At 61.4% G+C, this 22,535-nt stretch carries 23 protein-coding genes; 9 read left to right on the top strand and 14 right to left on the bottom strand.

Translation table 11 applies throughout. The features are described 5' to 3' along the window. Positions 1-119 precede the first annotated feature (119 nt). Both J3P92_RS10390 and J3P92_RS10385 read left to right on the top strand, forming a co-directional pair. Positions 120-1,763, top strand: coding sequence for a GMC family oxidoreductase (locus J3P92_RS10390; RefSeq protein WP_434650653.1), 1,644 nt, complete (start codon positions 120-122; stop codon positions 1,761-1,763). Between the two features lie 206 nt (positions 1,764-1,969). Continuing rightward, complete coding sequence (locus J3P92_RS10385; RefSeq protein WP_434650651.1) at positions 1,970-3,592, top strand: MFS transporter; 1,623 nt, start codon at positions 1,970-1,972, stop codon at positions 3,590-3,592. A gap of 62 nt (positions 3,593-3,654) precedes the next feature. Here J3P92_RS10385 and J3P92_RS10380 read toward each other — a convergent pair whose 3' ends face one another. Next, positions 3,655-4,062, bottom strand: coding sequence for a response regulator (locus J3P92_RS10380; protein ID WP_420764522.1), 408 nt, complete (start codon positions 4,060-4,062; stop codon positions 3,655-3,657). A 241-nt stretch (positions 4,063-4,303) separates the two neighbouring features. Here J3P92_RS10380 and J3P92_RS10375 point away from each other — a divergent pair, with 241 nt between their 5' ends. Further along, positions 4,304-6,253 carry a DNA topoisomerase III gene (locus J3P92_RS10375; protein WP_434650649.1) on the top strand — a complete coding sequence of 650 codons (1,950 nt, stop codon included), beginning with the start codon at positions 4,304-4,306 and terminating at the stop codon, positions 6,251-6,253. Positions 6,254-6,796: 543 nt separating this feature from the next. Continuing rightward, positions 6,797-7,126, top strand: coding sequence for a hypothetical protein (locus J3P92_RS10370; protein ID WP_434563474.1), 330 nt, complete (start codon positions 6,797-6,799; stop codon positions 7,124-7,126). A 200-nt stretch (positions 7,127-7,326) separates the two neighbouring features. Here the strand turns inward: J3P92_RS10370 and glsB are convergent, their stop codons facing one another. Continuing rightward, on the bottom strand, positions 7,327-8,235 hold the full coding sequence (gene glsB, locus J3P92_RS10365) for a glutaminase B (RefSeq protein WP_420764525.1): 909 nt from the start codon (positions 8,233-8,235) through the stop codon (positions 7,327-7,329). A gap of 321 nt (positions 8,236-8,556) precedes the next feature. Between glsB and J3P92_RS10360 the strand changes: the two genes are divergently transcribed. Beyond that, positions 8,557-8,751: a hypothetical protein gene (locus tag J3P92_RS10360; RefSeq protein WP_420764526.1), complete on the top strand. Its 195-nt coding sequence runs from the start codon at positions 8,557-8,559 to the stop codon at positions 8,749-8,751. 14 nt (positions 8,752-8,765) lie between these two features. On the opposite strand, the gene J3P92_RS10355 is transcribed toward J3P92_RS10360, so the two are convergent. The 11 genes from J3P92_RS10355 to J3P92_RS10305 form a co-directional block, all read right to left on the bottom strand. Further along, positions 8,766-9,785 carry a hypothetical protein gene (locus tag J3P92_RS10355; RefSeq protein WP_434711782.1) on the bottom strand — a complete coding sequence of 340 codons (1,020 nt, stop codon included), beginning with the start codon at positions 9,783-9,785 and terminating at the stop codon, positions 8,766-8,768. Between the two features lie 87 nt (positions 9,786-9,872). Further along, positions 9,873-11,279 (bottom strand): saccharopine dehydrogenase C-terminal domain-containing protein, encoded by a 1,407-nt coding sequence (locus J3P92_RS10350; RefSeq protein WP_434650645.1) that lies wholly within the window; start codon positions 11,277-11,279, stop codon positions 9,873-9,875. A gap of 115 nt (positions 11,280-11,394) precedes the next feature. Next, entirely contained in the window at positions 11,395-12,204 is an 810-nt protein-coding gene (locus J3P92_RS10345) for a DUF3618 domain-containing protein (RefSeq protein ID WP_420764528.1), read from the bottom strand. Continuing rightward, positions 12,201-12,632: a phage holin family protein gene (locus J3P92_RS10340; RefSeq protein ID WP_434650643.1), complete on the bottom strand. Its 432-nt coding sequence runs from the start codon at positions 12,630-12,632 to the stop codon at positions 12,201-12,203. The genes J3P92_RS10345 and J3P92_RS10340 overlap by 4 nt, the downstream gene beginning before the upstream one ends. Further along, positions 12,632-13,285 carry a hypothetical protein gene (locus J3P92_RS10335; protein WP_434650641.1) on the bottom strand — a complete coding sequence of 218 codons (654 nt, stop codon included), beginning with the start codon at positions 13,283-13,285 and terminating at the stop codon, positions 12,632-12,634. Before J3P92_RS10335 ends, J3P92_RS10340 begins: the two co-directional genes overlap by 1 nt. A 247-nt stretch (positions 13,286-13,532) precedes the next feature. After that, positions 13,533-14,462, bottom strand: a complete 930-nt coding sequence (locus J3P92_RS10330; protein WP_420764531.1) for a ZIP family metal transporter — start codon at positions 14,460-14,462, stop codon at positions 13,533-13,535. A gap of 107 nt (positions 14,463-14,569) precedes the next feature. After that, positions 14,570-15,451, bottom strand: a complete 882-nt coding sequence (locus J3P92_RS10325) for a manganese catalase family protein (protein WP_420764532.1) — start codon at positions 15,449-15,451, stop codon at positions 14,570-14,572. A gap of 266 nt (positions 15,452-15,717) precedes the next feature. Then, a complete protein-coding gene (locus tag J3P92_RS10320) occupies positions 15,718-16,095 on the bottom strand; it encodes a general stress protein (RefSeq protein ID WP_434564093.1) in 378 nt (125 codons plus the stop codon). Positions 16,096-16,607: 512 nt separating this feature from the next. After that, complete coding sequence (locus J3P92_RS10315) at positions 16,608-16,856, bottom strand: metallothionein (RefSeq protein WP_420764533.1); 249 nt, start codon at positions 16,854-16,856, stop codon at positions 16,608-16,610. Between the two features lie 24 nt (positions 16,857-16,880). Next, complete coding sequence (locus J3P92_RS10310; RefSeq protein WP_420764534.1) at positions 16,881-17,150, bottom strand: hypothetical protein; 270 nt, start codon at positions 17,148-17,150, stop codon at positions 16,881-16,883. 78 nt (positions 17,151-17,228) lie between these two features. Then, positions 17,229-17,738 (bottom strand): ferritin-like domain-containing protein, encoded by a 510-nt coding sequence (locus J3P92_RS10305; RefSeq protein ID WP_434563466.1) that lies wholly within the window; start codon positions 17,736-17,738, stop codon positions 17,229-17,231. Between the two features lie 178 nt (positions 17,739-17,916). On the opposite strand from J3P92_RS10305, the gene J3P92_RS10300 reads away from it, so the two are divergent. Continuing rightward, positions 17,917-18,744 carry an NAD-dependent protein deacetylase gene (locus J3P92_RS10300; protein WP_420764536.1) on the top strand — a complete coding sequence of 276 codons (828 nt, stop codon included), beginning with the start codon at positions 17,917-17,919 and terminating at the stop codon, positions 18,742-18,744. On the opposite strand, the gene J3P92_RS10295 is transcribed toward J3P92_RS10300, so the two are convergent. Beyond that, entirely contained in the window at positions 18,724-19,635 is a 912-nt protein-coding gene (locus tag J3P92_RS10295; protein ID WP_420764537.1) for a LysR family transcriptional regulator, read from the bottom strand. The two genes, J3P92_RS10300 and J3P92_RS10295, sit on opposite strands and share 21 nt — an antisense overlap. Positions 19,636-19,803: 168 nt before the next feature. On the opposite strand from J3P92_RS10295, the gene J3P92_RS10290 reads away from it, so the two are divergent. From J3P92_RS10290 to J3P92_RS10280, 3 genes are read left to right on the top strand one after another with little or no spacing between them, the layout of a single operon-like run. After that, a complete protein-coding gene (locus J3P92_RS10290; RefSeq protein ID WP_420764538.1) occupies positions 19,804-20,502 on the top strand; it encodes a CoA transferase subunit A in 699 nt (232 codons plus the stop codon). Positions 20,503-20,537: 35 nt separating this feature from the next. Continuing rightward, entirely contained in the window at positions 20,538-21,203 is a 666-nt protein-coding gene (locus J3P92_RS10285) for a CoA transferase subunit B (RefSeq protein ID WP_434650639.1), read from the top strand. Positions 21,204-21,214: 11 nt separating this feature from the next. Further along, positions 21,215-22,396 carry an acetyl-CoA C-acetyltransferase gene (locus J3P92_RS10280; protein WP_434650637.1) on the top strand — a complete coding sequence of 394 codons (1,182 nt, stop codon included), beginning with the start codon at positions 21,215-21,217 and terminating at the stop codon, positions 22,394-22,396. The last annotated feature ends 139 nt before the right edge of the window (positions 22,397-22,535 follow it).

Genomic DNA, 22,535 nt, shown 5'->3' with positions numbered 1-22,535 from the left:
TGAAAACGCCTGAACCCGGGATTGTTTATAAACGCTCAGCAGGTGCGCAAAAACTAACATTCTTTTGACGAAAACTAACAACTACGATGAGCCAACAAGAACAATAAATGAGGTCGCGAATGCAACCTGTCGTCGATGAATACGATTACGTGATCGTGGGCGCCGGCCCTGCCGGGTGCTTGCTGGCCAATCGGCTGTCGGCCAACCCGCAACACCGGGTGCTGCTGCTCGAAGCCGGCGGGCGAGACAACTATCCGTGGATTCACATCCCGGTCGGCTACCTGTTCTGCATCGGTAATCCGCGCACCGACTGGTGCTTCAAGACCGAAGCGCAACCGGGCCTGCAGGGCCGCGCCCTGAGCTATCCGCGCGGCAAGGTGTTGGGCGGCTGCTCGTCCATCAACGGCATGATCTACATGCGTGGCCAGGCCGCGGACTACGATGGCTGGGCCGCCGAAGGCAACGCTGGCTGGTCCTGGAAGGACGTCCTGCCGTTGTTCAGGCAAAGCGAAAACCACTTCGCCGGAGACTCCGAACTTCACGGCGCGGCCGGCGAATGGCGCGTCGAGCGCCAGCGCCTGTCATGGCCGATCCTCGACGCCTTTCGCACCGCCGCCGAGCAGAGCGGCATCCCCAACGTCGAGGATTTCAATGGCGGCGACAACGAAGGCTGTGGCTATTTCCAGGTCAACCAGAAAGCCGGGATACGCTGGAACGCGGCCAAGGCTTTCCTCAAGCCGATACGCAATCGCCCCAACCTGACGGTCTTGACCGAAGTCGAAGTCGACCGCGTTTTGTTGCGCGATGACCGCGCACACGCTGTCAGCGCTCGCTGGCAAGGCAAGGCCATGAGCTTCAAGGCTCGCAAGGAAATCGTCCTGTGCGCCGGAGCCGTCGGTTCGCCGGGCATCCTGCAGCGCTCCGGGATCGGCCCGCGCAGCTTGCTGCAACGCTTGGGCATTGGCGTGGCGCACGAGTTGCCGGGCGTGGGCGGCAACTTGCAGGACCATCTGCAACTGCGGCTGATCTATCAACTGGAAAACGCCCGCACCCTGAACCAGATCGCCGGTACGTTGTGGGGCAAGATGGGCATGGGCCTGCGCTACCTGTATGACCGCAGCGGCCCACTGTCCATGGCGCCCAGCCAACTCGGCGCCTTCGCCCGCTCGGGGCCGGAACAGACTTCGGCCAACCTCGAATACCATGTGCAGCCATTGTCTCTGGAGCGCTTCGGCGAACCCTTGCACAGCTTCCCGGCATTCACCGCATCGGTGTGTGACTTGCGCCCGATGAGCCGCGGCCGCGTGGACATCCGCTCAGCCGATCCGAGTGAAGCGCCGTTGATCCAACCCAACTACCTGAGCCACCCCGAAGACCTGCGGGTCGCGGCCGACGCGATCCGCCTGACCCGAAGAATCGTCGCCTCCCCGGCCCTCGGCGCCTTCAAACCAGTGGAATACCTGCCGGGGCCCAGCCTGCAGACCGAAGAGGAACTGCATCAGGCCGCCGCCCGCATCGGCACGACGATCTTCCACCCGGTGGGCACCTGTCGCATGGGCCAGGACGGCGACGCCGTGGTGGATGCGCAACTGCGCGTGCACGGCATCAAGGGCCTGCGCATCGCCGACGCCTCGATCATGCCGCGCATCATTTCGGGAAACACCTGCTCGCCGACGTTGATGATCGCCGAGAAGGCAGCGCGGATGATCCTCGAACCCATCACCGTCAGCATCACAAGCCAAAAGGAGTCGGCCACAGTCTGAAAGACACTGGAGATCCCTGTGGGAGCGAGCCTGCTCGCGATGACGGTGTGTCAGCTAACGTTCATGTCGACCACCACACCGCTATCGCGAGCAGGCTCGCTCCAACAAGGAAAACATTTGGATCAAGAAAGTGTGTCACATCAGGAGACGCCCCCACCCGGCGTCGCAGTGGAACAACAAAAACAATCACTGTGAGGGATACCGCTATGTCTGAACATGTTCAGCCCCTGGAAGCCACGCGCAGCGCCGGCACCAGCCAGGAAACCCAGAAAGTCATCTTTGCCTCGTCCCTCGGGACGGTGTTCGAGTGGTACGACTTTTTCCTCTACGGCGCCCTTGCGGCGGTCATCAGCAAACAGTTCTTCGCCGGAGTGAATGACACCACGGCGTTCATTTTCGCGCTGATGGCCTTCGCCGCCGGCTTCATCGTGCGGCCGTTCGGTGCGCTGGTGTTCGGGCGGCTGGGGGACATGATCGGGCGCAAATACACCTTCCTCGCGACCATCGTCCTCATGGGCCTGGCCACGTTCTGCGTCGGCCTGCTCCCCAACTACGCCAGCATCGGCATCGCCGCGCCGGTCATCCTGGTGGTGCTGCGCATGCTCCAGGGCCTGGCCCTGGGTGGTGAATACGGCGGCGCGGCGACCTATGTCGCCGAGCATGCGCCGATGGGCAAGCGTGGGTTCCACACCAGCTGGATTCAGTCCACCGCAACATTGGGGCTGTTGCTGTCGCTGCTGGTGGTACTGGGTTGCCGCTACTTCACCGGCGATCAGTTCGAAGTCTGGGGCTGGCGCATTCCGTTCCTGCTGTCGATCCTACTGCTGGGCATTTCCACCTGGATCCGCCTGAGCCTGCACGAGTCGCCGGCCTTCCTGAAAATGAAAGAAGAAGGCAAGTGCTGCAAGGCGCCGATTCGCGAATCGTTCGGCAAATGGGAAAACCTGAAAGTGGTGCTGATCGCGCTGTTCAGTATCAACGCCGGGCAAGCGGTCACCTTCTATGCAGCGCAATTCTACGTGCTGTTTTTCCTTACCCAGTTCCTCAAGATGGACCCGGCCCTCGCCAACAGCCTGCTGATCGTCAGCGTGGTGATCGGCGCGCCGTTCTTTATCTTCTTTGGCTGGCTGTCGGACAAGGTCGGGCGCAAACCGGTGCTGATGATCGGCCTGCTGTTGGCGACGGCGCTGTACTTCCCGATCTTCAAGACGCTCGCCCATTACGCCAACCCCGCCATCGACCTGGCGAGCCGTCAGGCGCCGATCACGGTAGTCGCCGACCCGGCCACTTGTACCTTCCAGTTCGACCCGGTGGGCAAGGCCCGTTTCGACAGCCCTTGCGACAAGGTCAAGACCTTCCTGGTCAAGCAAGGCCTGCCCTACAGCAGCGTCGCGGCACCGGCCGGCAGCACCGTGCAGGTCAGCGTCGGAGACGTGAAGCTCGAAGGTTACGACGAAGCCGCCCTGCGTGGCGCGGTGACCCTGGCCGGTTACCCGCAACAAGCCGACGCCCAGCAGATCAATCGGCCGATGATCGTGGCCCTGATCGTCGCGCTGATCATCATTTCGGCGATGTGCTACGGCCCGTTGGCGGCCCTGATGGTCGAACTGTTCCCAACCCGGATCCGCTATACGTCCATGTCCTTGCCCTACCACATCGGCAATGGCTGGTTCGGCGGTTTCCTGCCCACGGTGTCGTTCGCCCTGGTGGTCTATACCGGGGACATTTTCTACGGGCTGTGGTACCCGGTCGTGATTACGGGGGTGAGCCTGGTGGTGGGGATGATCTGCCTGCGGGAAACGCGCAACGTGGACCTGGACACCAACTGAGCACTCATCGGACCCTTTGTGCCGAGGGGTTCCATCCCCTCGCCACGGGTGCTGTCGTCAGCTCAGTGTACCGAGTGGCTCTTGACCGTGCTCTCCACCAGATCCAGCATCTGCCCCAGCGCCCATGGCTTGGCGATGAACGAGGCCTGGTGCTTGATCCCGGCGCTTTCCGGGGTTTCGAAGCCCGACATGATCAGCAGCGGTATCTGCGGCCAACGATCCCCGGTCAGGTTGGCCAGGTCGGCCCCGTCCATTTCGCCGGGCATGGTGATGTCGGTGAGTAACAGGTCCACGTAATCGGCGCTTTCCTCCAGAAATGTCAGCGCCGAATCGGCGCTTTCCCTGGGCTCGACGACAAATCCTTCGTCCTCCAGGATCTCGCAGAGGAATTCCAGGATGGTCGGATCATCCTCGACGACGAGAATCAAACGTGTGCTCGCCTGTCCGTTGCCCTTCGGCATCGAATTCATGAAGTGACTCTCCTTGATTCCATTAACATGCTTTGCGGTTTGAGCCGCTCTGAAAGTTATGAGCGATGCCCTTGCGATAAATTCATTCTGCTTGCCCATCCAGTCGCCGGGCTGTCTTGCCAAGGGGGTCGTTGCAACGCAGCGCAATGTTTTATCTGTATATCCATACAGATAAAGCTTGCCCCGTCGCCAATCCCTGACCATGCTAGCGCCCCATGAAACCTGCTTAGGAAGAGGCGCGATGCGGCTGTACCTGTGTGAAAAACCGTCCCAGGCCAAGGACATCGCCGCGGTACTGGGCGCCACCCGGCGCGGCGATGGCTGCTGGCTGGGCGCGAACGTCACGGTGACCTGGTGCATCGGCCATCTATTGGAGACCGCGCCGCCCGACGCCTACGATGCCCGCTACAAGCGCTGGGTGCTGGCCGACCTGCCCATCGTGCCGGCGCAATGGAAGATGACCGTCAAGCCGAAAACCGCCAGCCAGTACAAAGCGGTCAAGCGCCTGTTGGGTGAAGCAAAGGAACTGGTCATCGCCACCGATGCCGACCGCGAGGGCGAAATGATCGCTCGGGAGCTGGTGGAGCATTGCCGCTATCGCGGACCTATCCAGCGCCTCTGGCTATCGGCCCTGGACGAAGCCTCGATCCGCAAGGCCCTCGCCGCCCTCAGGCCGGGAGCGGAAACCTTCAACCTGTATCACTCGGCACTGGGTCGCTCCCGGGCCGACTGGCTGATCGGCATGAACATGAGCCGCCTGTTCACGCTGCTGGGGCGCCAGTCCGGTTATCAAGGCGTCCTGCCGGTGGGCCGCGTGCAGACACCGACCCTGCGACTGGTGGTGGATCGCGACCGCAGCATCGCCAACTTCGTACCGGTCGCCTACTGGGCCATCGACGTGCAACTGAGCCATGCCGGTACGGCGTTTGCCGCCCAGTGGCGCGCCGACCCGGATGCCTGCGACGATCAGGAGCGCTGCCTGAACCAGGCCCTGGCGCGAAATGCTGCCCAGGCCATGGGCAACGCTGCGACCGCGCGGGTGACCAAGGTTCGCACCGAACGCCTGCGCGAGGCCCCGCCGCTGCCGTTCGACCTCGGCACCTTGCAGGAAGTCTGCTCGAAGAAACTTGGACTCGGCGCCCAGGAAACCCTGGACATCGCCCAATCGCTCTACGAGACCTACAAGCTCATCACCTATCCCCGCAGCGATTGCGGTTTCCTGCCCTTGAGCCAGCACAGCGAAGCACCCGCGATCCTGGCCGCCCTCGCCCAGGCCGACCCGGCCCTCGCCCCGCTGCGCGATCACCTGCAGCCGCAGCGCAAGTCCCGGGCCTGGAACGACGCTAAGGTCAGCGCACACCATGGAATCATTCCCACGGCGGCGGCGAAGAACCTCGACAAGCTTGCCGCAAAGCAACGGGCCGTCTATACGCTCATTCGCGCACGTTACCTGGCGCAATTCCTGCCCAATCATGAATACGACCGGACCCAGGCCGACTTCGATTGCGCTGGGCAAGACCTGCGCGCGGTGGGCAAGCAGATCGTCGAACTCGGCTGGAAACGCGCCCTGCCCGAAGCATTGGCGCCCGCACGAGGTCGCGAAGCCCCCACGCCGCAAACCTTGCCGCCACTGGCCGAGGGCCGCGATTGCAACGTCGACGCGGTGACACCAAAGGATTTGTGGACCCAACCGCCCAAGCCCTTCACCGAAGGCGACCTGATCAAGGCGATGAAAAACGTCGCCAAGCTGGTGGAGGATCCGCTGCTCAAACAGAAGCTCAAGGACACCACCGGCATCGGCACCGAGGCGACCCGTGCATCGATCATCCAGGGCCTGCTCGACCGTGGTTACCTGGTGAAAAACGGCAAGGCCTTGTCGGCTACCCCAGCCGCCTTCAGCCTGATCGACGCCGTGCCTCGGGCGATCGCCGACCCCGGCACCACCGCCATCTGGGAACAGGCGCTGGACATGGTGCAAAGCGGCGAGATGAGCCTAGAGGAATTCGTCACCCGGCAGGCCGCCTGGGTGAGCAAGCACGTCGCCCGCTGCCAGGGGATGAGCTTGACCATCAGCGGCCCGGCCAGCCCCGCCGGGCGAGGCGCCACGCCGTGGAAGAACAAGCGCAAGCCGGCCAAGCGCAAGGCTGGGGGCGCTCCGCGCAAAACCAAGGCCAAGGCCAAGGCCACCTGACCGTCAGATGAGATCCCTTGCCACAGGTAATGACTCGCGGCCTTTTTTCATACCCAAACCATTTTGTCCGACAATATGTAGTGACCAAAAATAATCACTACAAAACCGTTGACGCCTCCGATTTGCCCTTGCATGATGCAGACGTCTCCCCGATCGGGAGTACAGGCAAATGTTTGAGCAAGCTCGTCTGACCGCCGAGCTGTTTTTTTGGATAAGGGACTGCCCACAAGGCAGATTGAAGGTGCTGACCTGGCATGACCGTCCGGTGACAAGGACGAGAAACGCCGGCGAATCAATCCTCATGACGCATGGGCTCGACCCTCGAAAGTCGACACTGGCCTGAAGATTCTTCGCTGTTTCTCTTCGTTGTAGCGCATTTGCGTAGCAGCCCTTCGATTAACACTACACAACCGATGCACGACCCCGCAGAAGTCCGGCGGACGAATGCTGACGGCCTGATTTCGGTATCAGGCAGGCACTTACCGAACAGCGAAGTTTTGCGAACCACCAGACAGATCAACCAAATGGTCAAGGGGCTTACACATGAATCTGAATAATCAACCATCTATTGATGAACTGGCTCGCATGTTCGCAGCACACAAGGACAGCCTGGACAGCCATATCCTGTGGATCAGCAAGACCGGCCAGGTCCATATGGACTGCCTCTCGCCTTTCACCCAGGAAGACGAATTCGAGAAGAGCCAGGCAGACTTGTGTGCGCGGCTGAAGATGTACCGCCGTGGCCAAGGCTACGTGGGCAAGAAGGCCGCAGCCGACAAGGACTTCATGGGCCGCGTGCTGCAAACGCTGACCCAAACCTGGCAATCGGTGCAGGACACTGCCGAGGTCCGGGTCGTCGACCGCCTCTGCTGATATCACACATAAAAAAGGGCCCGCTCCTGACTCAGGAGCGGGCCCTTTTTTTGGCCCCGAGGGTCTGTATGAAATGTGTTCGCGCGAAGGCCAGACAAGGCGAAACGGGGCGAGGAAGCGCAGTGTACTGGAGTACATGAGCATTCCGAGCCCCGTTTCAACGCAGTATGAGTGAGTGCGGATACATTTCGTACAGAGCCTTAGAACACCGACCAGCCAATCCTTTGGCTGAGCAATTCCAGCGCCGCCATGCCGGCCAGCGAGTTGCCAGCCGCGTTGAGCTCCGGCGACCAGACGCACACGGTGAACTGCCCTGGCACCACCGCGACGATCCCGCCGCCGACGCCGCTCTTGCCCGGCAGGCCGACACGGTAGGCGAAATTGCCCGCCTCGTCGTACAGGCCGCTGGTGGCCATGATGGAATTGACTTGCTGGGTCTGGCGAGCGCTGAGAATCTGCTCGCCGCTGTGCTTGCAGAAACCGTCGTTGGCCAGGAAGCAGAACGCCCGGGCCAGGTCGATGCAGTTCATTCGCAGCGCGCAGTGGCTGAAATAACTGCGCAGCACCGCTTCCACGTCGTTATGGAAGTTGCCGAACGATTGCATCAGGTAGGCCATCGCCGCGTTGCGGGCACGGTGCTGGTACTCCGACTCGGCGACCTTGCCGTCGACCAGTATCTGGGGGTTACCCGACAGCCGCCGTACAAAATCACGCATCGACAGCGCCGGAGCGGCGAAGCGTGACTGGTTGATGTCACAGATTACCAATGCGCCGGCGTTGATGAAGGGGTTGCGCGGACGGCCGCGTTCGAACTCCAGTTGCACCAAGGAGTTGAAGGGCTGGCCGGAGGGCTCATGGCCCAAGCGTTCCCAGATGGCCTCCCCGGAATGCTCGATGGCCTGAACCAGGCTGAATACCTTGGAGATACTCTGCACCGAGAACGCTGTCTCGGCGTCGCCCGCGCAATATATCTCGCCATCATTGCTGTACACGGCAATGCCCAACTGATTGGCCGCCACGGTGCCGAGGGCGGGGATGTAGTCGGCCACCTTGCCCTGGCCGATCAGGGGACGAACCGTATCGAGGATCTCGTTCAACAGTGCTTGCATGTGCGCAGGGGTCCGATCATTCCCCATTCGAGTGCGGGGATACAGACGCTAGACGCCGACGGGGAGGTTCAGAGCACACTGGCTCGGTCCAAAAAACGTGGCGAGGGAGCTTACTCCCGCTGGTCTGTGCTACAGCCCCATTGCTGGTCGCCGCAACCGGACAGACCGAGCGATGGAATGAGGGGCCGCTGCGCGGCCCAGCGGGGGCAAGCTTCCTCGCCACAAAAACAGCGTCCGGCCATGACTTTCTAAAAGTTGCGGGGGCGCTAGTCGCAAGATCCAACTGTCTATAGTCAAGGATCAACCGGCAGGAGGTAAACGATGCGCCAGATCATGCAAAAAGAACCCTGGTGGGCCGCGCCGCCCCAGCCTGGGCAGGATGAAAACGAACTGGAATGGGGCTGGCTGGTGATCTACAGCGAAGGCGAGCCGCGCTTCGAATTTATCAAGGAGCGTCCCACGGACGAACAGATCCGCCATCGCAAGGGCTGTCGCGTCACTCTGGGGTCTGACTAGGGAACAGACACCGGTCATGGAGCAATGGCGCGCAGTTCCACCGGCCGATCGGCAAGGTCCGCTTCCACCAGGTTGCCATCGATTTCCCCGGCCAGGTAATACACCGCAGCCATCACCCCGCTGAGGGGATGCTTGAGAGATTTGAACCAGGCTTCGTCGAACGCGGCGCTCAGACTCTTGCGGATTTGCCCTTCCATTTCTTCCCGTTCGCCCTCGTGGATCATCGCTCGGATGCCCGCCACGCCCACTGAAATCAGCGCCCCGGCCGCCTTTCCGGCCACGGCCGCCGCCGCACCGGCCGCCCCTCGGGTGGCGAATTGGGCCTCGATCTTTTCGCTGGTGCGTTGCGCCACCGTGGCGATCACCGCGTCCGACGGACCTGAACCGGTGTCTGCCGCCTTGTCGACATGATCGATCAACGCCGCGTAGGCCGGCAGTGTATTGAGCGGTTCGGTGTGGACCATTTCGTACAACGACGCATTGCGTGCCGCTGGCGGGCCCAGGTTGATGGCCATGATGCTGTGCAGACGCCGGTTCATCACTTCGGGTGGGATGCGATGTCGCTGGGCGATCACCTGGATCTGCTGATTGAGCAGGCGCAAGTAATAACCCGTCGCGTTGGCCCTGATTGCCTCGGGATCGATTTCCACCGCCACGGGTTCCAACACCTGCTCGCGATATTGTTCCTGCAAGTACACCGACAGCCGCTTGGCCGCCGAATCCGCCTCGCCCTCGGCGCTGGCCGAATACCAGCTGACTTTCAGGGCCAGCCATTCCTGGGTCCAGTAACTGCTGAACCAGGGGATGAACTCGGCCTCCGTGCGCTCGTAGACCAGCACCCGCCAATGCTCCATTGAGCCACGCGCATACAGCTGAGCCTGTTCAAGGGCGCTTTTCGACGCGACGATGATTTGTCGGTCAACCTGTCGCCACGTGTCCTGGGCAATCGCGACCGTGGCCACCGGCTGGCCGCGCTGAGACGTGGCGCACCCCGCCAGAACGAGCATCACGACCAGCATCAGCGAACGCAGCACCATTGCGCCACCCGGGCACCAAGGGTTCCAGGGATTTGAGTATAGGCGTTGGAATCGGGTCGGTTTCCGTGGAGAGGGTCGCAGCAGTTAGAACCGAGTGAAATGCGCGAACTGCCAGTCCTGCGCTGGGTCGTCCGCTGATGGATTGGGGCTGGCGCCACTCGGTGTCCAATCAGTGCGCTGCCCGGCCAGTGTGCCTAGGTAAGGCTTGGCGATTTCCAGCACGCGCTCGTGATCCATCTGTTCGGGCTCGACGATGCCTCGGTCCGGATGCTCGACCGCCCAGACAACCCCCGACAGCACACCCGCCGCTACTTGCAGGCTGGTGGCGTTGTTGAACGGCACCAGCGCGCGGGCTTCGTCGATACTCAACAGCGAGCCGAACCAGTAGGCGTTAAGCTCATGTCCCATGAACAAAACGCCCAAGGCGTCTATGCCGCCGCTGTCGATTTCACCGTTGAGGATGCGCTGCCGGGTTTGTGCCTGCCAGCCTCGGCCGATCAGTTCGTGGACCGACAGCAAGGCATCGTTGCAGGGATGGTAGGCGTAATGAAGGGTGGGTCGATAAAGCAACTTGCGCTGATCCTTCAAGGTCAGCAGGTCGGCTGTCGAAGCGGTCTCATGGTGGGTGATCAGCATCCCCAGGCATGGGCCGCCCAGGGGCGTCCAGGTCTTTACCAGCACGCTGGCGCTCGGTCGCTCCAGATAGATCGCGTTCCGACTACCGAAACGGTGCCGCCGCGCGGATGGCGGCCAGACACGCTCATGGCTGCCCCAACCCAGCTCCGCTGGCTGGGTGCCCTCACTGATAAAGCCGTGGACCGACCAGGTGTTGACGAACTCATCGTCTTCCTTGAGACGCTGGGACCGTTGCGTATCGCGTTCGGCGAAATGAATGACCTTGATGCCCGTTTCCATGCATAACCGGGCCCAATCGACGCCCTGGCGATCCTCGGGCAGCGGATGGTTCAGCTGCATGGCCAATTCCACCAGGCCGGCCTTGAGCAGGTGGGTAATCAAGCCTGGGTTGGCCCCGTGGGCAATGATCGCCGTCGGGCCCCTGCCCAGTTTTTTGCGCAAATTCAGGGCTTGATAGCGCAACGCGTAATTGGTGCGCATCGCGTGGTCCAACTGCGGATCGGTGTAGCCCCCCGCCCATGGCTCGACGCAGGTGTCCAGGTAAAAAGCACCTTTGTCGAAGGCATACGCAATGACTGCCAGGGAGCTGACTTCCACCGACAGGTTGACGATGAAGTCACCCGGCTCGACGAAGCGATCCAGGATTTGCGCGAAATCCGGCTCGGTCAGTGCTTCGCGGACGAAATGGATGCCCCGCTCCTTGAACCAGATGTTCTGCTCGATGACCGGTGCGATAACAGTGATCTGCCGGACCTCGATGTGCTCCTGCCCCAGCAGCAAGGGCAAGGTGGCCCGGGCGATGGAGCCGAAGCCGATGAAGACCAGATGGCCGGTGAACGGGACCTGATGTTTCATGTGCTGCTTCCTTGAAGACGGTGTATTTCCCATGAAATAACCGAACGACGACCGAAGCTACTGTCAATGTTGACAGGTGCGGCGCGGCTCGACCCGCGCCGCGCCCTGTGTTCGCCTATGAAGTCCCCAGTCCACCGGACAGGTCCGCGCCTGAATGCACCCGTCCGTTGGCCGGCTCGACGCCGGGTTCATCACGATGCTCGGTGGTCTTGCTTACCGTGTCACGCACCGTTTCATACCCCTCGCGCGCCTTTTGCTTGGCTTTGTCGGCCAGGTCGGCACTGGTCTTGCCCATCACTCGCTGTTCGGTGGTGGTACTGGGCAAGGCCGCTCCCAACATCGCGCCCAAGGCTATACCCGCCGCCGCCATCATCAACGGCTGCTCCTTGAGCAAGCGGCTGAACTGATCGCCCAGGTCGTGGGAGCCCTGGGTCATGCGCTCACCCGTTTCATGGGCGCTGCGCCGGGCTTGACGGGCACCGGAGCCCAAACCTTCGGCCAGATGCGAGGCCTTGTCCTTGAGATGGTGGAAACCCTCACGCAAGGAGTCGGTGGTGTCGTGCAGATGGTTCCGGGCACTGCCCACGCCACTGGCGAGCCCCTCGGTCCAGCCGCCGGTGTCCTGGTCGGGTCCGACGCGATAGCCAACCCGAGGCGGGTGGTTCTGGCCGAGCATCAGCCAGCACAATCCAACCGTGGTCAGTACCGTCGGCACGGGGTTGTTGCGTACTGTGGTGCCCAGGTTGCCGAAGAACTCCGCGCCGTTGCCCTTCACCAGGCCCAAGGCTTGGTCGAGCATCTGGCCCGGGGTGAATTTGCTGCCCAGGGCATCGACGATATGGCTGATATGGGCACGCTGCTCGTCGATCTCGCGCTCGATGGCCTCCGGGCTCTTTTCCGATTCTGTTTTGAATTCATCCTTCATGAGGCTTTCCTCCGCAGGGCTTCCTGGTCTTTGTTCAAGGCGTCGAGCGTTCGGTCAGGCTTGAAATGGGACGGTTCGAATTGCTTCTTGCCGGACTGCACCATGACGAAACCGATGATCATCACCACGACGCCAACAATCAGCGCGGCCAACCAGGGCGCCATCATCGTGCTCAGGCCATACACCACGGCCATCAGCAAGATGATGAAGCCGGCCATCAGCACCATTGCGCCGCCCGCCACACCGGCGATACCGGCTTTCAAGGTGTTGAGGCTGGCCTGGAATTCCGCCTTGGCCAGGGCCAGTTCCTTGGTGAACAGTGAGGGCACCTCGTGGGTCAACTGCCGGAGCAGGTCCATGACCGAGGCATCGCTTTCGGGCGCCGGGGCCCCTGCGGGACGCTGGATATCCGGGTCTGGTCGATTCATCACAATTCTCCTCTGGTATTGGCCGAGCCCGGCAGCGAGCCGGTGGCTGAATCACTGGGATGGTCCTGCACGCTGGGTGAAGTCGGGGTAACGCCGGTGGCAAGGCCGCTGCTGCTTGTCGCGGCACCCGGACCGATAGGATCAGGTATCGGGTCGAAAGGCTGAGTGCCGGACCCTTCGGTCGGTGGCTCCGTCTGTTCGGCGGCAGGGTTGTCGACTTCGGTGGCGACCGGCGAGGTGCCGGCCTTGAGGAACCGCGACAGTCCGAAACCCACGGCAATACTGCCAGCGAGGAACAGGCCGGGGTTCTCTCGCGCCAGCCGCGAGCCATCGTGCAGCAGCTGCTCGGCGCTCTTGTTGCGCAGTTTGCTGGCCAGGCCGCTCATGTTATCGGCCATGTCCGCCAGGTAATGCGACAAGCCCAGCGTGTCGTTGGCTTCGAGTTCCGACATGGCCGACTTGGCGCTACGCGCCAATGCATCGATCTGGTCCGCCGCGGTATCGCGGTACTGGCCAAAATGCGCATCGGCCTGCTCTCGGGCGCTGCCGATGGCTTCGTTCACGTCATCCTTGATGTGGTTCAGGGGCTCTTCAGCTCGCCCCTGGCTTGCGGTGCCGCTTTGTCGCTCGGGGTTGTTGTCCGGGATAGTCATGTCTGTCCATCGCCTCCGTGATGAAAAACTCAACATCAGGCACTGCCTAGGCAGATGCCTGGATCAGTGCCTCTCAGAACAAGTGACGGGACGCATGGGAGCCGAGTTCCAACGAGTTTGAGGGTTGCACGCCGTGTGGTCGCCGACGCCGTTGGGTTGGGTTTCGTTAAAAAAAAGGGCATTGGTGCGTACACCAATGCCCGATCCAACCCTGGTCCAACAGACCAACCGACGCTCCTATCCAGCCTCAACCCAGCGCGGTATCCAGAAACATCATGACCGCGAACCCCATCATCAGCCCGAGGGTCGCTGGCGTTTCGTGGCCGTTGCGGTGGGTTTCGGGAATCACTTCATGGGACACCACAAAGATCATCGCACCCGCCGCCAGCCCCAGGCTTATGGGGTACGCCACGGCCACGCCAGAAGACATGCCCAGGCCGATCACCGCGCCCAGCGGCTCCATCAACCCTGAGCCGACCGCAATCAGTGCGGCGCGCAACGTGCTGATCCCGGTCACCCGCAGCGCCATGGCGATGGCGAGGCCTTCGGGAATGTCCTGGATCGCAATGGCGGTGGTCAAGGGCAAGCCGACCTTGAGGTCGCCGTTGGCGAAGCTCACGCCTATGGCCATGCCCTCAGGCAAGTTGTGCAAGGTGATCGCCAGGACAAACAACCAGACCCGGTTGATGCGCTTGGCCTCGGGGCCACGCCGGCCACTCAACTCATGCTCATGGGGGACGAAACGGTCAAGGCCGACCATCAGCAAAACCCCCAGCCCAAGGCCGATCACGACCACAAGGGCGGCAAGCAATTGGTTGCCACATATGATTTGCGCCGCTTCAATGCCGGGCAGGATCAACGAAAAGGAGCTCGCCGCGAGCATCATGCCGGCCGCGAAACCCAACATGATGTCCTGGGTGCGCGATGAAATATCGCGCAGCACCACCGCCATCAGCGCCCCCAGGGCGGTGGCGGCGAAGCCGGAGGTTCCGCCCAGCGCCGCATAGCCCAGGTTCTGGCGGTCGGCCCCCACCAGCGCGTTATAGCCGCTATACAGCAACAGCACCGCGACCAGCGCCAATCCAAGCCAGAAGGTCACCCCCAGCAGCAGATTGTTTTGCACAGGATCAAGCCAGGTACGCCAGGGCGATCGAATCCGGGAGGTGGGCTGGTCCATCTAATGTCCTTGTCGATTAGCCGCGCGAAGCCCGCCCGTCCCCCATGATGGCGGGACGGGCGGGCGATATGTTCAGGCGAGAGGGCCCAAGCCCCCTCGCCGGTTTATTACAGTTTGTCACCTTGCATCCCCGAACCCAAGTCGGCGCCTGTCGTAGGATCGCTTTCAGGGTTGGACATCGTCCGCGCCTTCATGTCCATCAGCAGCGCTTCGTCTTTCTCACTCAACTGCACAGTGGCCATGCCATCTCCGCCATCGACCGCTGGCGTTGGGTTCTCGACGAATTCCCAATCGTCGCCCTGATTCCAAGGACCGCGCACCGAGGGTTCGCCCTGGGACATATTGAAGTACACATTGGTGAACTCCGGCATGCCAGGCAATTTCCCTTGTGGGAAGTTGGGCTGGATGGAATGGAGGGCTTTTTCGAAGGACAGCTGGTGGGCGATTTCACGGGTCATCAAGAAGCCCAGGGCTTCTTTTACACCCGGGTCATCAGTGACATTCATCAGCCGCTCATAAACGATTTTCGCCCGGGCTTCGGCGGCGATGTTCGAACGCATGTCCGCCGTGGGCTCACCGATGGTGTCGATGTAGGCCGCGGTCCAAGGCACACCGGCCGAGTTGGTCAGCGGCGAGCCTGCGCCATACAGCACGCTGGTGATGTGGGAATCGTTGCCGGCGCCGTTGATCTCGCGATACAGCTGGCCCTCTTGTTCGACACCTTCGGCCATCTTGCCCTTGGCGCCCTTGTTCAACATCACGATGATCGAGCCGATCACCTCCAGGTGGCTGAGCTCCTCGGTGGCGATGTCCATCAGCAGGTCCTTGCGGCCAGGATCATCTTCGGACAGGGCCTGGGTGAAATAACGGGACGCTGCGGCCAATTCGCCTTGGGCGCCACCAAACTGTTCGAGCAACAGGTTAGCGAGTCCTGGATTGGGCTCGGCGACGCGCACGGTATATTGCAATCGTTTGTTATGAATGAACATGATTGAACTCCTCGGTCAGGACACAGTTCATGGGAAACCCTGCCGACGACAGGCCCATGAAAGTCAGAAGAAGTTAAACAGATAAAATTTATTTTTTATTCACGACATAAGACGAACGGTCACTGTGGTTATACAAAAACCAACCCGCCTTGAATAATGAATAATTAAGCGAAGCCGGGCATGACATGCCCGACTGTAAACACACTTTAATAAGCGGCTGGTACAGGCCTCATGCCAGTGACATGAGGCCCGTAGACCACGGGGCATTACGATTTACGACCGCCACCGTGGCTGTTTTCACCGCCTTTCTTGCCAGCTTCGGAGGCTTTTTCCCGATCATTTGCAAAGTTGCCACCAGACGCCTGGCCACCTTTCTTGCCGGCTTCCGATGCCCGTTCAGGGTCATTGGCAAAATTGCCACCCGAGGCTTGTCCACCTTTGCGGCCCGCCTCTGCGGCACGTTCCGGATCGTTGGCAAAATTGCCACCCGACATGTGGCCACCCTTACGACCGGCCTCGGCTGCGCGTTCCGGATCGTTGGCGAAGTTGCCACCCGATGCTTGGCCGCCTTTCTTACCGGCTTCCGATGCCTTTTCACGATCATTAGCGAAATTGCCAGGGTTGTTATTACCTGTATTTGCCATTTCATTCACCTCGTTAGTTGCTATTTGCGAACCCCGTTGGCTCGTACTTATTCGGAAAACATGCCGCATCCAAGGTTTGAAGAAAGTGCTTCAAACGGCGACGAACGGTCAATGCTTTATTTATATACCGCTGCGCTTGGAATGAATTGAAATTCGCTATCACCCAAGCGGCGACCAATTAACGCCATCAAGATGCTCAACTTTATGGGAGCCACCCTGCTCGCAGATGCAATGTCTCAGTCGATATGAATATCGAACTTTGAACTGCTTCGCGAACAGGTTCGCTCTCACAATGGCTTTACTCTGAACATCTAAATACAGTGCGTGTCTTTCCACGCTGTCCGCCAAGGGCCGAGTGGCGCCGGCACCCCATTGCACCGGTCTCGTCACCCTGGCCTCGCGCCGTTCCAGGAAGCCAAAACTCGCGGGCTGCCGGTGTTGTCTTGCACCACCGCACTGACCGGCTTGCGGTGTCCGGGTACCCTGTCGCCGATACCCGGATAAAGCGTTATTCAGGGCGAGATCGGGTCGCTGGCCGGGAACGTCTCTTCCAGCGCTTCATCCAGTTGATCGTTGGTAATGTCCCGTTCGCCAACTTTGCCACTGCGTTCGCAATGGCAATCCTGCGCCGGGCACGGCTCGCCGTTGGGGTGTTGTTCCGCGCAGGCCTGGCTGCAATAAGCCTCGCCGTCGTGATTGAACACCCGCTCGGGATCGACGTCGCAGTGACAGCCGGGGCAGCCACATTTCAATTCACTCATGCTCCTCCTCCTGCATTCGCGCTATCAGGATCCCACCAGCAACTGCACCTCAAGGTTCGCTGCCGCAACGCCATGCTTGGCGACATACACTTCATCAACCCAACCTTTGGTCAGGTTGCGATAAGTCTGGGTGCCCACGGCCGTGCCGCTGTCCCATTCAATGATGTCGCCGATGTCAACGTCGTTGGCGGGGCCCAGTTCGAGCACCGTGTGGCCATCCTCTTGCGCCACGTAGACGCCGACCCTGGCGCTTTGTCGATTGATGGCTCTTACCTCTCCGGTGGTCTGCTTCATACCTGTCCTCTATCGTTTTGACGGCAGGTTGGGACGTGGCCGGAGCAACCGGCCGCGCCTTTCATGCAAGCTCCAACCTCAGCGCTTGGCTTCGGTATGCGGGTTGGCCGAACGCTCCAGGAATGCCTGGGTGATTTCCGGCAAATGGTCGCGCAGCCAATCGGCCATCGCGATTTCCTGGGGCAGGATCTGCTCGCAAGCCCTTTGGGTTTCCACGTCGCCGGCCACTTTCGCCGCTTCGATCAGCACCGTGTAGGAAGCAATCTCGAGGTTTTCGAAAACGTAGCCACTCATGGCACCCTTGACCACTTCGTCACTCATCGCCATGCCGCCCATGGCCTGACCGAACGCCATCAGCTTGCCGGCCATGTCCTTGAGCATCGAGGGGCTGCCGCCCAGGCGCTGGATGCACCCTTCGACCAACTTCTGCTGCCCGAGCGTCTCTTCGATGTGCTGTTCGATTCGGGCCTTGAGCACCGGATAATGTTCCAGGCGCTCGGCCTGGGCCTTGAGCATTTTCTCCGCTTGCTGTTCCATGGCGTGAGCATCGTTGAGCCAATCCAGCAGGTTCTCTTTAGGGGTTGCCATTGCGTTCTCCTTATTGAGTGTCATTGGCGCACTGCAGTGCGAAAGCTCTGAAATACCGCACATAGGGTGGATGTCCGCCGCGCCGGGAAAGTTTGAAGAAACAGCATCGGAGGGCGACGAAAGGCGTACCGCGGACCCGATGCTAACCTCTACGATTCAAGGCCAGCGGAGCACAGCAATGCCCGACGATCTTCACCGTGAACCCATCGAACAACTACAGGAATACCTGTCCGGGCGCCGTTTCCTGGTGCTGACGGGCGCGGGAATCAGCACCCCTTCCGGCATCCCCGACTACCGTGACAGCGACGGCGTTCGTCGGGGCCGGCAACCGATGATGTACCAGGAGTTTCTCGCCAAACCCGAGGCGCGAAGACGCTACTGGGCGCGGGCCATGCTGGGCTGGCCACGCCTGCGCCAAGCGCGCCCGAACCTGGCCCACGAGGCCCTTGCAGCGTTGCAGGCGGCGGAGCGCATCAGCGCGCTGATCACACAGAATGTCGACGCCCTGCACGACCGGGCCGGAAGCCGCCAGGTCATCGAGCTGCACGGCAGCTTGCATCGAGTGCTGTGCCTCGATTGCGGCCAGCGCAGCGAGCGGCAGCACATCCAGGCCTTGATGGAAACCGAGAATCCCTACCTGACCGGTGTCGACGCAGTGCAGGCGCCCGATGGCGACACGCTGCTGGACCCGGCGTTCGAGGCACGCTTCCAGGTTCCGCGTTGCCCCCATTGCGCGGGTGAACGCCTGAAACCGGATGTGGTTTTTTTCGGTGAAAACGTCGCCGCGCCCACCGCCGCTCGCGCCATGGAAGCCGTTGAACAAGCGGATGGATTGTTGGTGGTGGGGTCGTCATTGATGGCCTATTCGGCGTTTCGCCTGTGCCGGGCAATCAAGGACCAGGGCAAGCCGCTGCTGGCGATCAACCGGGGCAAGACCCGGGCCGATGAGTTGCTGGATTTGAAGGTTGAAATGCCGTGTGAGCAGCTATTGCCGCTGCTGACCTGAAGCTCGCTCCCACAGGTCCTGATCCTTGAACGTATCGAACAATGCCTGGGCCGCCGCCGACAGCTCGTAGCCCGGCTTGGTCAGGACGCCGATTGCTCGTTCTATGACCGGCTCGCCAAGGGTGATGCAGCGGGCGCCCAGCTCGTGCATCTGGCCGACGCACAGGGCCGGCACGGCGCTCACGCCCAGGCCGCTGGCAACCATCCGCCCGACCGTCGCCAGTTGGTGGCTCTCGAATTCCACGGGCAGTTTCATGCCTCGGGATTGCAGATGCTCCTCCAGCATCACCCGCACGGTAGAGGGCCGTTGCAAGGTGATGAACGGCTGTTCCAGTAGAGTCTCCCACTGGAGTTCGTCGCGCTGGGCCAATGGCGAATCCAGCGGCACCACCGCGACGAAACGGTCCAGGTACAACGGCGTGAACACCAGCGACGAACCCTGCATCGGCTCGAACGCCACCCCCAGCTCCACGTGGCGATCGCGGACCATTTCCAGCACCTGTTCATTGATCACGTCGTTGACCGTGACGTTGACATTTGGGAACCGCGCGCGGAAGGTCTTGAGGATCGGCGGCAGCAGGTTGCCGGCGAAGGATGGCATCGCGGCCAAGGTCACACGGCCACGCTGCAAGGTGAAACGCTGGCGCATTTCGTCTTCGGCGTTATCCCAATCGGCCACCAGCCGGCGGGCCAGTGGCAGCAGTGATTCGCCTTCGGGGGTCAACGCGACGTTACGCGTATTGCGACTGAACAGACGGCCACCGAGGCCCTCTTCCAGCGCCTTGATCGTCAGGCTCAGGGCCGATTGAGAGAGGTGCAACCGCTCGCAAGCCACGGCGAAGCTCAGGCTTTGGGCGACGGCAAGGAAAGCGCGGATTTGCTTGAGGGTCATAGTCGCTAACGCTCCCAGCGGCGAGTGGTCAGTTTCGAGCTGCAAGCTTATGCCAGCTATTATTGAGTTTTATCAATCAATGCAACGTAAAAATCAACTTAACAAATATATGACTTGGCGCAACACTGCATTCCATTGCGACCCCATTCAAGAATAAAAGAGGTGTCTATGGCAGGTTTCGACAAACGCGTGAGCTCTTACGAAGAGGCGCTGGACGGCTTGAAGGACGGCATGACCGTCATCGCCGGCGGCTTCGGTCTATGCGGCATTCCAGAGAACCTGATCGCCGAGATCAAGCGCAAGGGCACCCGCGACCTTACCGTGGTTTCCAACAACTGCGGCGTTGACGGTTTCGGCCTCGGCGTCCTGCTGGTGGACCGGCAGATTCGCAAGGTGGTGGCTTCCTACGTGGGCGAAAACGCCCTGTTCGAACAGCAATTGCTGAGCGGCGAAATCGAAGTCGTGCTCACCCCCCAAGGCACCCTCGCCGAAAAAATGCGTGCGGGCGGCGCAGGCATCCCGGCGTTCTTCACCGCTACCGGCGTCGGCACCCCCGTGGCCGAAGGTAAGGAAGTACGCGAGTTCCACGGGCGCCAGTACCTGATGGAAGAATCCATCACTGGCGACTTCGCCATCGTCAAAGGTTGGAAAGCCGACCATTTCGGCAATGTGATCTATCGCCACACCGCTCAGAACTTCAATCCCCTGGCCGCCACGGCGGGCAAGATCACCGTGGTGGAAGTCGAAGAAATCGTCGAGCCCGGCGAGCTGGACCCGGCACAGATCCATACCCCCGGCATCTACGTCGACCGGGTCATCTGCGGCACGTTTGAAAAGCGCATCGAACAGCGCACCGTGCGTAAGTGATCCCCTGCCCCCGGCCCGAATGAAGGAATGACACCATGGCACTTTCCCGCGAACAAATGGCTCAGCGCGTCGCCCGCGAAATGCAAGACGGCTATTACGTAAACCTCGGTATCGGCATCCCGACCCTGGTCGCCAACTACATCCCCGAAGGCATGGAAGTCATGTTGCAATCGGAGAATGGCCTGCTCGGCATGGGCGCGTTTCCCACCGAAGCAGAAGTCGACGCTGACATGATCAACGCCGGCAAACAAACCGTCACCGCGCGCATCGGCGCGTCGATCTTTTCGTCCGCCGAATCGTTCGCGATGATTCGCGGCGGCCACATCGACCTGACCGTGCTCGGCGCGTTCGAGGTGGACGTCGAAGGCAATATCGCCTCATGGATGATCCCCGGCAAGCTGGTCAAGGGCATGGGCGGCGCAATGGACCTGGTGGCCGGTGCCGAGAACATCATCGTCACCATGACCCACGCGTCCAAGGACGGTGAGTCGAAATTGCTGCCTCGCTGCAGCCTGCCGCTGACCGGCGCCGGTTGCATCAAGCGCGTGCTCACCGACCTGGCCTACCTGGAAATCCAGGACGGCGCCTTTATTCTCAAGGAACGCGCCCCGGGCGTCAGCGTCGAGGAAATCGTCGCCAAGACCGCCGGCAAACTGATCGTGCCGGACCACGTCCTTGAAATGCAGTTCGCTGCCCAGTGAGGAGAGATTCGATGCAAGAAGTCGTGATTGTCGCCGCTACCCGTACCGCCATCGGTAGTTTCCAGGGTTCGCTCGCTTCCATTCCCGCGCCGGAACTCGGTGCCGCAGTGATTCGTCGGCTGCTGGAACAGACCGGTCTGGCTGGCGAACAGGTCGATGAAGTGATCCTCGGCCAAGTGCTGACCGCAGGCTCCGGGCAGAACCCGGCGCGCCAGGCGTCGATCCTCGCCGGCCTGCCCCACGCCGTGCCGGCGCTGACCTTGAACAAGGTTTGCGGCTCAGGCCTCAAAGCGCTGCACCTGGGCGCCCAGGCGATTCGCTGTGGCGATGCCGACGTGATCATCGCTGGCGGCATGGAAAACATGAGCCTGGCCCCCTATGTGTTGCCAGCCGCCCGCACCGGCTTGCGCATGGGCCACGCGAAAATGATCGACAGCATGATCACCGACGGTTTGTGGGACGCGTTCAACGATTACCACATGGGCATCACCGCCGAGAACCTGGTGGACAAGTACAGCATCAGCCGCGAGGCGCAAGATGCCTTCGCCGCCGCGTCCCAGCAGAAAGCCGTCGCCGCCATCGAAGGCGGCCGCTTCGCCGATGAGATCACGCCGATTATGATTCCCCAGCGCAAGGGCGATCCGGTGGCCTTTGCCGTCGACGAACAACCGCGCGCCGGCACCACCGCCGAATCCCTGGGCAAGCTCAAGCCGGCGTTCAAGAAAGACGGCAGCGTCACGGCGGGCAATGCGTCCTCGCTGAACGATGGCGCCGCCGCCGTGATCCTGATGAGCGCAGAAAAAGCCAAGGCGCTGGGTTTGCCGGTGCTGGCAAAGATCAGTGCCTACGCCAACGCCGGCGTCGACCCGGCGATCATGGGCATTGGCCCGGTCTCGGCCACTCGCCGTTGCCTGGACAAGGCCGGTTGGTCGCTTGACCAACTGGACCTGATCGAGGCCAACGAAGCCTTCGCCGCCCAGTCCTTGGCCGTCGCAAAGGAGCTGGAATGGGACATGGACAAGGTCAACGTCAACGGCGGCGCCATCGCATTGGGCCATCCAATCGGGGCTTCGGGCTGCCGAGTGCTGGTGACGCTGCTGCATGAAATGATCAAGCGCGACGCCAAGAAAGGCCTCGCGACACTCTGCATCGGCGGCGGCCAAGGCGTTGCCCTCGCGCTGGAACGGGCGTAACCGACAACAGGCACAACGGTGGCCGCGCGGACCCACGACATTCGCGCAGTCACCGGCACCACCACCGGCGCGACCTTGGTTGCGCCGGTTTTTTTTATGCCTTGAGTTTGGGTTGTCCAATCTGGCCCCATCGCGAGCA

It is taken from the genome of Pseudomonas sp. D3-27 (assembly GCF_051132165.1).
Lineage (GTDB): Bacteria > Pseudomonadota > Gammaproteobacteria > Pseudomonadales > Pseudomonadaceae > Aquipseudomonas.
The sequence above is the reverse complement of the archived record's forward strand: the minus strand, read 5'-3'. Positions and strand labels throughout refer to the sequence as shown.

Excerpts from the sequence above, each read along its gene's own strand:
- J3P92_RS10390 (WP_434650653.1), top strand. The coding sequence starts at position 120 with ATGCAACCTGTCGTCGATGAATACGATTACGTGATCGTGGGCGCCGGC.
- J3P92_RS10385 (WP_434650651.1), top strand. The coding sequence starts at position 1,970 with ATGTCTGAACATGTTCAGCCCCTGGAAGCCACGCGCAGCGCCGGCACC.
- J3P92_RS10380 (WP_420764522.1), bottom strand. The coding sequence starts at position 4,062 with ATGAATTCGATGCCGAAGGGCAACGGACAGGCGAGCACACGTTTGATT.
- J3P92_RS10375 (WP_434650649.1), top strand. The coding sequence starts at position 4,304 with ATGCGGCTGTACCTGTGTGAAAAACCGTCCCAGGCCAAGGACATCGCC.
- J3P92_RS10370 (WP_434563474.1), top strand. The coding sequence starts at position 6,797 with ATGAATCTGAATAATCAACCATCTATTGATGAACTGGCTCGCATGTTC.
- glsB (WP_420764525.1), bottom strand. The coding sequence starts at position 8,235 with ATGCAAGCACTGTTGAACGAGATCCTCGATACGGTTCGTCCCCTGATC.
- J3P92_RS10360 (WP_420764526.1), top strand. The coding sequence starts at position 8,557 with ATGCGCCAGATCATGCAAAAAGAACCCTGGTGGGCCGCGCCGCCCCAG.
- J3P92_RS10350 (WP_434650645.1), bottom strand. The coding sequence starts at position 11,279 with ATGAAACATCAGGTCCCGTTCACCGGCCATCTGGTCTTCATCGGCTTC.
- J3P92_RS10345 (WP_420764528.1), bottom strand. The coding sequence starts at position 12,204 with ATGAAGGATGAATTCAAAACAGAATCGGAAAAGAGCCCGGAGGCCATC.
- J3P92_RS10340 (WP_434650643.1), bottom strand. The coding sequence starts at position 12,632 with ATGAATCGACCAGACCCGGATATCCAGCGTCCCGCAGGGGCCCCGGCG.
- J3P92_RS10335 (WP_434650641.1), bottom strand. The coding sequence starts at position 13,285 with ATGACTATCCCGGACAACAACCCCGAGCGACAAAGCGGCACCGCAAGC.
- J3P92_RS10330 (WP_420764531.1), bottom strand. The coding sequence starts at position 14,462 with ATGGACCAGCCCACCTCCCGGATTCGATCGCCCTGGCGTACCTGGCTT.
- J3P92_RS10325 (WP_420764532.1), bottom strand. The coding sequence starts at position 15,451 with ATGTTCATTCATAACAAACGATTGCAATATACCGTGCGCGTCGCCGAG.
- J3P92_RS10320 (WP_434564093.1), bottom strand. The coding sequence starts at position 16,095 with ATGGCAAATACAGGTAATAACAACCCTGGCAATTTCGCTAATGATCGT.
- J3P92_RS10315 (WP_420764533.1), bottom strand. The coding sequence starts at position 16,856 with ATGAGTGAATTGAAATGTGGCTGCCCCGGCTGTCACTGCGACGTCGAT.
- J3P92_RS10310 (WP_420764534.1), bottom strand. The coding sequence starts at position 17,150 with ATGAAGCAGACCACCGGAGAGGTAAGAGCCATCAATCGACAAAGCGCC.
- J3P92_RS10305 (WP_434563466.1), bottom strand. The coding sequence starts at position 17,738 with ATGGCAACCCCTAAAGAGAACCTGCTGGATTGGCTCAACGATGCTCAC.
- J3P92_RS10300 (WP_420764536.1), top strand. The coding sequence starts at position 17,917 with ATGCCCGACGATCTTCACCGTGAACCCATCGAACAACTACAGGAATAC.
- J3P92_RS10295 (WP_420764537.1), bottom strand. The coding sequence starts at position 19,635 with ATGACCCTCAAGCAAATCCGCGCTTTCCTTGCCGTCGCCCAAAGCCTG.
- J3P92_RS10290 (WP_420764538.1), top strand. The coding sequence starts at position 19,804 with ATGGCAGGTTTCGACAAACGCGTGAGCTCTTACGAAGAGGCGCTGGAC.
- J3P92_RS10285 (WP_434650639.1), top strand. The coding sequence starts at position 20,538 with ATGGCACTTTCCCGCGAACAAATGGCTCAGCGCGTCGCCCGCGAAATG.
- J3P92_RS10280 (WP_434650637.1), top strand. The coding sequence starts at position 21,215 with ATGCAAGAAGTCGTGATTGTCGCCGCTACCCGTACCGCCATCGGTAGT.